Origin of the sequence: Bartonella sp. AU16XJBT (assembly GCF_028618665.1) — a bacterium.
In the GTDB taxonomy this organism is placed as follows: domain Bacteria; phylum Pseudomonadota; class Alphaproteobacteria; order Rhizobiales; family Rhizobiaceae; genus Bartonella.
This window is the reverse complement of sequence record NZ_JAQITF010000029.1, coordinates 1-9,290: the sequence shown is the minus strand read 5'-3', so window position 1 is coordinate 9,290 and position 9,290 is coordinate 1. Positions and strand designations below refer to the sequence as shown.

The 9,290-nt window shown below is 42.3% G+C and carries 10 protein-coding genes and 3 pseudogenes; 7 read left to right on the top strand and 6 right to left on the bottom strand.

Annotated elements, in window-relative coordinates:
- Window positions 1-433 precede the first annotated feature (433 nt).
- From PVV66_RS08795 to PVV66_RS08770, 6 genes and pseudogenes are all read right to left on the bottom strand, one after another.
- Complete coding sequence (locus tag PVV66_RS08795; protein ID WP_011180290.1) at window positions 434-829, bottom strand: type II toxin-antitoxin system HicB family antitoxin; 396 nt, start codon at window positions 827-829, stop codon at window positions 434-436.
- Complete coding sequence (locus PVV66_RS08790; RefSeq protein WP_273719477.1) at window positions 826-1,026, bottom strand: type II toxin-antitoxin system HicA family toxin; 201 nt, start codon at window positions 1,024-1,026, stop codon at window positions 826-828. The genes PVV66_RS08795 and PVV66_RS08790 overlap by 4 nt, the downstream gene beginning before the upstream one ends.
- Window positions 1,027-1,090: 64 nt before the next feature.
- Window positions 1,091-1,627 carry a hypothetical protein gene (locus PVV66_RS08785; protein ID WP_273719479.1) on the bottom strand — a complete coding sequence of 179 codons (537 nt, stop codon included), beginning with the start codon at window positions 1,625-1,627 and terminating at the stop codon, window positions 1,091-1,093.
- Between the two features lie 10 nt (window positions 1,628-1,637).
- Window positions 1,638-2,088, bottom strand: a pseudogene (gene ssb, locus PVV66_RS08780) (single-stranded DNA-binding protein).
- Window positions 2,089-2,441: 353 nt separating this feature from the next.
- Window positions 2,442-2,927, bottom strand: a complete 486-nt coding sequence (locus tag PVV66_RS08775; RefSeq protein ID WP_273719480.1) for a hypothetical protein — start codon at window positions 2,925-2,927, stop codon at window positions 2,442-2,444.
- Window positions 2,928-3,265: 338 nt separating this feature from the next.
- Window positions 3,266-3,475 (bottom strand): annotated as a pseudogene (locus tag PVV66_RS08770) (hypothetical protein); the annotation flags it as partial.
- Window positions 3,476-3,829: 354 nt separating this feature from the next.
- Between PVV66_RS08770 and PVV66_RS08765 the strand changes: the two are divergent.
- The 7 genes and pseudogenes from PVV66_RS08765 to PVV66_RS08735 form a co-directional block, all read left to right on the top strand.
- Window positions 3,830-5,113, top strand: coding sequence for a phage tail sheath C-terminal domain-containing protein (locus PVV66_RS08765; RefSeq protein WP_273719482.1), 1,284 nt, complete (start codon window positions 3,830-3,832; stop codon window positions 5,111-5,113).
- 3 nt (window positions 5,114-5,116) lie between these two features.
- Window positions 5,117-5,674 carry a phage major tail tube protein gene (locus PVV66_RS08760; protein ID WP_273719484.1) on the top strand — a complete coding sequence of 186 codons (558 nt, stop codon included), beginning with the start codon at window positions 5,117-5,119 and terminating at the stop codon, window positions 5,672-5,674.
- 2 nt (window positions 5,675-5,676) lie between these two features.
- Entirely contained in the window at window positions 5,677-6,090 is a 414-nt protein-coding gene (locus PVV66_RS08755; RefSeq protein ID WP_273719486.1) for a hypothetical protein, read from the top strand.
- Window positions 6,091-6,221: 131 nt separating this feature from the next.
- Entirely contained in the window at window positions 6,222-7,817 is a 1,596-nt protein-coding gene (locus PVV66_RS08750) for a phage tail tape measure protein (protein ID WP_273760983.1), read from the top strand.
- Window positions 7,742-8,560, top strand: coding sequence for a hypothetical protein (locus PVV66_RS08745; protein WP_273760982.1), 819 nt, complete (start codon window positions 7,742-7,744; stop codon window positions 8,558-8,560). Before PVV66_RS08750 ends, PVV66_RS08745 begins: the two co-directional genes overlap by 76 nt.
- A 156-nt stretch (window positions 8,561-8,716) precedes the next feature.
- A complete protein-coding gene (locus PVV66_RS08740; protein ID WP_273719438.1) occupies window positions 8,717-9,202 on the top strand; it encodes a phage tail protein in 486 nt (161 codons plus the stop codon).
- A pseudogene (locus PVV66_RS08735) lies at window positions 9,199-9,290 on the top strand (phage tail protein); the annotation flags it as partial. The gene PVV66_RS08740 and the pseudogene PVV66_RS08735, both read left to right, overlap by 4 nt.

Here is a 9,290-nt window from a genome sequence, read left to right as displayed (position 1 = left end):
GGTTACTGAATGGCGTTTGATATGTGCAAAATAGATTAGTCTGTTTTATCAATAAAAACAGTACTTTAAGCCCTCTTGAAAGCTTAATATTTTATCAAATTTTAGGGGATATTTTTGAATTTTAGATACAATACAACTAGTACAGTGAAACCATTAAATAAAATTTTTCACACATTGTCAATAGAAAAAATCTATATTTTGTATTTTTTATCTAAATATTTATAAATATTGAGCAGTATAGGAGAGAAAGGAAATGACAGGTCCAGAAATATTAGATGCCGTGTATATGATATCAATGATAGTTATATCACTCTTGACTATAGCGTTTTGTTTGCCTGCCGCTTTTTGATTTTCATTAATATTTTGTATATCATATGTAATTATACGCTTTTGCAAAAAAATCTAGAGTGAGAAATTTCTCCATATTGATGGGCTAAATATTAAGCTCGTGACGGGCTGCTGTTGCCAAAAAAGCAGATCTTGTTAAGCCTCTCTCTTGTGCACAATTATCAATTGCACGCAAAAGCCCTCGTTCAATTGATATATTTGTACGTACGACTTCTGAATCATTTTCAATAAAAGGAACTTGTATTAAAAAAGCTCCTTCTGACAAAGCTTTTTTGACAGCTTTCTGTTGTATCACTTCTTCAAATTTTAAAGGAACAGGCACTGTATCCATATCTTCACAGTAAAGTTGTAAAGCTTCGGTTGCATTTATGATAAGATTTTCTTCTTCATCAGCAGCAGAGAATAGACCTTCAAAATCAGGAAATTGAACACCAAAAGCAGAATCCTCATCTTTATGAACAAGAGCAAAAAATCTTTTCATTCTTCTTCTCCTTTTTTAAACCAGCCTGCTTGTTGTGCAATAGAACGCGCTGTACCAATTGGAAGATTTTTTTTAGGATGTGGAACAATAACAACCTTACCGTCTTTTTTAAATTTATGGTGCGAACCTTTTACTTTTACAAGTTCAAAGCCATCGCGTTTTAATTTTGCAATTATCTTTCGGCTGTTTTGTTTCATTCCCTAATCTCATAATGTGTATATATTTATACACTATACTTTTTCTTATTTTAAGTCAATGTTTTTAATAACCACAATGTTTCTGGAGAGCGTTAAGGATTATCCGCAATGAAGGTACAAGGTACGGTAATTCTTGATCTTCACTAACAAGATACTGTAGCGCAGCATAAAAATTATGCTGTTTATATAGGTATTGTGTTTCTTTTATTACCTCTTGCATATTCAAAAATTGTTTTGTTGCAAATTCAACCCATTTTTTTCTAGCTGCTTCATCAGAAGATGAGGGCATTTTATCATAAATTGCATTATGTAATCCTTTTGCACATAAATAGTTGTTTTTCACTTCAATATATTTTTGTGCAACATCGTATTGATCTTGATTAATCACACCTTTCAGATAAAGCCGTCCGATATAAGTACCGGAAAGTGGATTTTTTTCTTCTTCTATGGTCAAGCCAAAGCGTTTGGCACGCATTTCTATTGCCAATTTATTTATGGGTTCATGTGGTGTTTTGGCTCGTGAGATACGACCATTGGGTTCTCTGGTACATCCCTTAATCCGTGGACGTCCACGTTTTGCATGTTTTTTTCTTTTAGCCATATTTTTTCAATCAGAATGGGACGCTATCATTAAGAGATGCGCTATAATCGGAGGCACCAGAGACGATAGCATAATTTTGAGAAGTAATGGGTGAGGGGTGTGCAGATTGCTCTTTCTTTGCATCAAGCAAATACAACTCGCCTTTATATTGTGACAAGACAATCTCTGTTGTGTAACGGTCATGACCGTTTTTATCTTGCCATTTACGGGTTTGTAATTTGCCTTCTATGTAAACAAACCTTTGAACCTTTACTGAGATACTGAAGAGCAATTTTTGCCAAATGTGGATTAAAAACCACTACGGAATGCCATTCGGTTTTCTCTACTTTTTGATGGGTCTTTTTATCAGTATAGCTTTCAGAAGTAGCCAACCTAAAATTGACTATTTCGGCACCAGAATTCATTGTTTTGCTTTCGGGATCATCCCCTAAATAGCCAATTAACATCACTTTATTCAGCATGTTTTTTGTTACCTTAAGTTTGTGTTTAAATATGTGAAAAATCTTAGTATAATTTTATTATTTTTTCAATTATTTCAATAAGATAATTAATATATTTAATGTATTATCTGTATGAATGGTATTCATAAATTTAAATAGTTATTATAACTAACTGAATATAAATATTAATACTACTTTACATCATTTAAACGCTTGCATTTTTACGTGTAAAATAAATAAAGCCGCGTCCTTTAAAGACACGACTTTATTTTTTGCTATAAAGCAGCCGCCCTGCACCGTTAGTTACGCTGCTTTTTTAGGCAACTTGCTCTAAAATTTTTTCACGACCATCGATTATGATATTGTCACAAATGCTAACATTGACCACAAATTTTGGCATTGCCATAAACTTCAGCATACATATCAACGCTAGCATTGCCAAATACATGCGCATTCCCATAAACCTTGCCTCTAACATCTGCTTTTCCATAGACCTTAGCATTATCAAAAATACGAGTGGTTCGTAGAGTTTGTACCTCACCAAAAACCTCAGCATTGCCATAAACATGACCATCTATCCAAACCTTACCGTGAATTTTTGCATTATCATAAACACGCGCATCACCATAAATCCATGCATCGCCAGATATTTGCGCATTGCCATAAACACGAGCTCTTTGACAGACACGAGCGTTATCTCTAACCCAGCAGTCGCCATCATGGGAAAGGTGTATACTACTTTCTATAAAACCACCTAAATCACCTGCTTTTACATCAGCAAAATCCTTAACAGCTCTAATACGGCGTAACGTGTGAATACCTGCTACAATCGTTTCATCTGTAAATTCATATTTTTTCATTGGAATGTTTCCTTAACGTAATAAAGTTTTCAATTAACACCCTATAAGGGCGCCGGGCGTTGAAAACACGGCGTTAAGTCCGTCGCTATGCTTTTCCCATGAGGGTATTATATGGCATAGCACACCCGACCCAAATCACTATACGCTTCAATAAGCATAAAAGACAATCAATATTTAAGGCATGGGAGAGGCTGTTTCGTAACCTATCCGCTTAACGCTAAGTGTTTTCAGCACTTGTGATTCTCTTAAGACAATCCATTCTCACTGTCAAGCGACTTTGCAATTTTTTTCACTTTTTTCATTTTGATACCTACCAAATTGAATATCAAGCGCTTTTTCTAGCTTTCTGTCTTTTTAATAGACGACTGTATTGTGTAAATCGATATATTTATTAGACTACGTGTACGCAACGTGAGAAAGAATGAACAAACTAAAAAAGAGTACCAAAGAACAATATCTAAGTACCAAAATACAGTATAATTATTTGGAAAAATTAAAACGACAAGCGCTAAAATTATTATCTTTAAGAGTTTGTGCATATGATGCTGGGGGTGATACATCAAGAGGAGGCGCTGGAGGGATAGAACTAGGTTCCTACAGTTCAGGAAAAGCAGGGCGTGGTTTTGGTGGTGGCGGTGCGGGCTCTCATGGAACTGATGCTCCAAGCGGTGCTGGTGCTGATGGCGCTGTTCTTATAAGATTATGGAAAGAATAAATGGATGTACAAGTAACCAAGATATGACAGAAGTCAAATGGATAGCTGTTCTATAAGCAGGCTTATATGTTTTTAAGTCCTTTTATCGCTCTTTCAAAGCCCTTTAAAGTCCTTTTTGACTGACAGTGTCAGACTTATGAGAGAGGATGAGTGTTGTTATTGTCTCTCCATTGATTTGGAGAGCAAAATGGCAATAGAATTTAATCATGGTATCCGCCTCATTGAGGATGGTCAAGCATCTCGACCCTTAGAGATGTTTAGCCAAACCGCCCTTGGGGCGGTTGTTACAGCCCCTGATGCGGATGCACAAATTTATCCCCTTAACGAGCCCGTGTTGGTCTTCACCCATGAGACAGACAAAATCCAAAAGCTTGGGACACGGGGCACAGCCCTTGATGTGATTGATGCCGTGCGCGCGCAAGGGATTGAGGCACAAGTGATCTTTGTGCGGGTGGAAGAAAAGTCAACCATAGCTGAGACACAAGCTGAAATGGTGGGATCCAATACTCACTTGACTGGTGTGCATGCCTTGGCTCATGCGCGGGGGCATTTGGGTGTGGAACCTGGAATTTTACTTGCTCCGGCTTATAGTGCAGGGCGCCTTGATAATGGCAAAAACCCTGTGGCAGATGCTTTGGAACAAGTGGCAGAAAAGCTACAAGCCATTGCTGTGTTTGATACGGGGGGTAAAAATACGCAAGAAAGCCTTGCCTATCGTGCAGATTTCTCCTCACGCTTTTGTTATCTGATTGATCCCTTTGTACGGGTGGCAAATCGTGAGGGAGGTGTGAGTATAAAGCCCGCAAGTCCTTTTGTGGCTGCTATGTTTATCAAACGTGATAAGCAAAGGGGTGGTGTTTTTTGGTTTCCCTCCAATCAAGATGTCAAAGGCATTTTAGGCACCGCACGCCCCATTAGCTATTTTGATGGGGAAATTGATCATGAGGCTAATCGTCTCAATCAAGCCGATATTGCCACCTTTATTCCCGCCCGCCTTAGCCAAAATGCTCATGGGAAAACTGCTGCCAATGGGCGCATTTTATGGGGCAATCACACCACCTCGAGTGATCCACTCTGGCGCTTTGTTAATGTAGTGCGCACCCGTTCAGCCTTGGAAAAAACCATCATCAACAATTTGCGCCCTTGGGCGAATGATGAGAATCTGACCGGTCAACATGTCATTGCTATTACTCGCAGCCTCACGCAGTTTCTTGATGATCTGATTGCACGTGGAGCATTGCTTGGTGGGCGGGTTTGGTTTGACCGTGATTTAAATTCCAACAGCACTTTGCAATTGGGAAAATTGCGGGTCGAGTTTGATGCAGAAGAAGTACCTCCTCTAGAAGATTTGAGTTTCGGCAGCCGGCGCAATAGCGCTTATTTTGATCGATTGGCTGAAGATATCCAAAAGAAAATGACTTATCAATTTGGTGATACGCTGGAGAGCTATCGCAAAGCAGCAAGGAGTTAAAGCATGACTTTACGCATTGTACGCGGTTTTACGCTGATTGTTGATGATGATGTGAATCTTCACCTTGATCTTGAGACATTAAAACTGCCCACGTTGGAAGAAATCACCGAAACCTATCAACCCGGGGGCTCTGATCTGCAAATTGATGTGAGCGGTCTTGGTGTGAAAGCTCTGAGCATGCAAATGAAAATTCGCAGCCACACACCCGAAATTATCGGTATCTTTGGTGGTCCTCCTGGTCTTCGTCATAAATTCACTGGCAAAAAACATGTGATCTCTGAAGAAGACGGGCGCGAACATGAACATTCCATTGATGTCACAGGGCGCTTGGTCAAAGTGGATAGTGAAGGCTTAACCGCTGGAAAAGCAACGGGCTATGATTGCGAGATCAAAAATATTTGGGATTATACGGAATTTTGGGATGGTTCTGTTTTGCACCGCTTTTCTTTTAAACGGGGTGGTTGGCTTGTGCGCAATGGGCAAGAGATCGGTTCTCGCCGCCGCTCTATTCTCAATTTATCAGCTTTCATTATTGATAGGGCTCTCATTTATAGGAATTGATCATGACAAGTTTACAAACCAGTCTTGATGTGGAATTAGCTATTCCCATTCTTTATCAGGACAAAAATGGCAAAGAATCTCTCTGCAAAAAACTGACCTTTTATCGCCCCACCTTCAAGCAAGCACGCCAATTAGCGGTGTTGATTGGACCGCAGCTGGCAAAGCTCGTTCTGCCTGCTGTAGAAGAGGATAAAACAACATTGAGCAATGATGTTCTCATTCTCAAGCTTTGTGAGGCTTTGCTTACCCATGAGGCGATGGAAGGAATAGCCGTGCTTTTAGCCGATATGTCTCATGAATCTGTTGAACTTATTAATCGTCTTGATGTTATCGATATTATGGCAGTGTTTAAGGCATTTTTTGCTTTTTTTCCCACACGCCAATCCTCTCTGCCAGACAATTTGGGGCAGAACTAGCCCTTTATTATCACTGGGCGCCTTCAGAGATTAACCAGATGGATTGGCTTGATGTGATTGCTTATCGAGAAGAACTCGCGCGCCTGAAAGCTCAAGAATATGAAAGCCAAATGTTAGGATAAGATGCGATCATGGATGTTTCTCTTGTTGTGCGTTTTGTTAATCATCTGCAAGAGGGGATCGCTTCTGCCAAGCGAGACTTAAAAGCCTTTAGTTTAGATGTTGCGCATTTCCAAAGCCAGACACGAAAGCATTTTAAAGGGTGGTTTGACCCTGAGCACTTGAAGGAATCTACAGAAAAAGCGCAAAATGCTTATATTCATGCGCGTGGGCGTATGGTGGGGGCGGTTGCTCAAACCGCAACCTTGATTGCCCCTCTTTATAAAGCCATGCAATTTGATCAATCAATGAAGGGCTTGGAAAAGGTTCTGGATGCCCCCCTTGATCGTTTAAAACAATTGCGCCATTTTGCTTTGGAAACCTCCACAAAAATCCCTTTGGCAGCGCGTGAAGTCTTAGAATTGATGACCAGTGCCAGCCAAGCAGGCATTGGTGAACAAGATCTCGAGGCTTTTAGCATTTATGCGGCCAAAGCGGCTGTTGCTTTTGATATGAGCGGGGATCAGATTGGGGAATGCTTTGCCAAATTACGCAATGTCTTTAAGCTTAATCAAGCAGGCATTGAAGATCTAGGGGATGCGATCAACCATCTCTCTAACCATATGGCAGCAAAGGCCAGTGAGGTGTCTGATTTTACCAATCGTGCCACCGGTGCGGCTACCATGTTTAAGTTGACCGCGCGCGAAACCGCAGCCTTTGGTACAGCGATGATTTCTGCAGGAATTGTACCAGAGAGTGCGGCGCGTGGTTTTAATACGATGAGTGCGCGCATTCAAGCAGGGGTCAAACATATTGAAGATGCCTTTAGCAATATTGGGCTCTCCCGCCAAAAATTTATGGAAGATTTAGAGAAAGATGCCACCGGTACCTTGGTGCGCTTTTTTAATGTGTTGGGCAAATCCGAACAAGGGATGCGTTCTCTGATTGCCATTGCAGGGCGCGATTTTACCGGTGATTTTGCCAAATTGGTGGGCTACCCCGAATTGTTAGGGCAAGCTTTAGAGTATGTGAAAGATCCACAAGTCTTTAAAGGTTCTGTAGAGCAAGAGGCAGACAAACAAGCAACCGGTGCTATGCGGCAATTTGAGTTGTTGCAAAACCGTATTGTGGCTTTAGGTATCACCATTGGTGAAGTGCTCCTGCCTCCTCTCAACAGTCTCATGGAAAGTGTTGGGGGATTTGTCAATGTACTGATGGCGTGGGCGAATGCGCATCCAACTTTAACCGCTGTGATCATCAAGACCATTGCCGCCCTCATGGCTTTTAATATTGCTCTGCGGGTTGTACGTTTTACCATGGCGGGAACCCGCCTTGGGCTTCTTCAATTGATGGGCTCTTTTATCAAGATGGGTGCTGTTAGCCGCACGCTGAAAGCAAGTTGGCGCGGCTTAGTCGCTTCAGGGCGCTCATTGGGTTTAATGGCAGCAGGGCTTGGTGGGAGTGCGCTGCGTCTTCTTCGCTCCATGACTTTACTTGTGGGGGCTTTACGGGGGATAGCCGTTTCAGGGGCGGCATTTGCGAGCAGCTTTGGTTGGATCGGGACAGTGACCGGAAGTGGTTGGGGCAGGTATTGCCTCTGTTGTGGGGGGGGATTTTTACCCCGGTAGGGGCTGTGGTTGCTGCTGTTGTGGCTGTCATATTGGCAGCTGGTTTTGCTTTGTGGAAATATTGGGATCGTTTTTCTTCTTTTGTCAAAGGTTTTGCACGGGGGATAACACGGGCTTGGGGCCAAGCCTTTGAAGCCGTCATGCGCTTTTTGGGTGCCGATACCACCACCATTACCAAATGGAAAAACATCATTGCTGCTGCTTTCGACTTCTCTTCCCATTGGCAAAAGTTCAAACAAGGGCTTTCCTCTGTTGTCGAGTGGTTTGGCAATTTGTGGGAGGGCGTTAAACAAAGCTTTTCCAACTTTTGGGGGTGGTTGGGAAGCTTTTTTGCCCGCGAAAAGCTCACAGAGAGTGCCAAGGCTGGTATGGAACAAGCCGGTGAAGATTTAGCGAGTTGGATTGTTGATGGTTTTATGTCGTCCATCTCACAATTGACGGATTTTTGTAAATCTTTACCTCACCGCATAAAGGGGTGGATTGGGTCGATTGATGTAAGAGATTATTTGCCAAGTTTTTTGGGGGGTAAAACGTCCATCCAGCCCATAGCACAATTTGCGGGGGCTTCTCCTGTAAATTCATCTGCCAGAGAACCAAGAGACAAAGACCGCTCCCCCATCACCCACAATCAAAATGTCACAGTACATGTCAATGGGGCGCGTGAACCCATGGCCACTGGTCGTGCGGTTGCCCATGCTTTGCAACGGGCACGCGCCAATGCCCTGCATGGCGGGACAGAGTAATACGGGCTACAGAATAAGGGAAAAGACGGCGTGCTGGAAAGAACACAATGAGGGGAGGGATGAAGTGCTAGGATGGCGCAATGATAGGAGAGATGCAATGATACGTTTCGAAAGAAATGACGTGCTGGAAGGAATACAATCAAGGGGAGGGCGTCTATGAGAGATCCTTTGCTGATGTTAGGTCCACATCTCTTTTATGTGGACTGGCTGAATTTCCAATCGTTTGAGGAAGAGTTCTCTGCCTCCTGGGTTTGCTTAGAGCGTTTTGGTGAGGCTCCTGGTTTGCAATTTACCGGCTATGGCAATGATCCCAAAACCATCCATGGGGTGTTGTTTCCAGAAGAGTTTGGGGACCGTGTAGCTCTTGATGCCATCACCAGAACCATTCGTGCAGCCAAACCCGTTCAGATGATCCGTTGGATGAGTGACAACGGCTATAGTGCTATTCTCCATGGATCTGTAGTGATCACCAGTGTCACGAAAGACCATGATTACATCAGTCGCTCTGGTCAATCGGGGCGTATTCGCTATGCCATTAGCTTGTTACCATTTTTCGATGGTGGAAAACCGCAAGGACAATACCAAGTGGGACAATATCAAGAGGGATATGATCAATATTCTCAAGGAGGAGAAACGCCATGAAGATACCAGAAAAGCATCTCGTGGTAGAGCTAGAGGATATGAGTCTTGATCTAATCTGCTTTCAACATGCTATGGCTGTGTTAGGGGA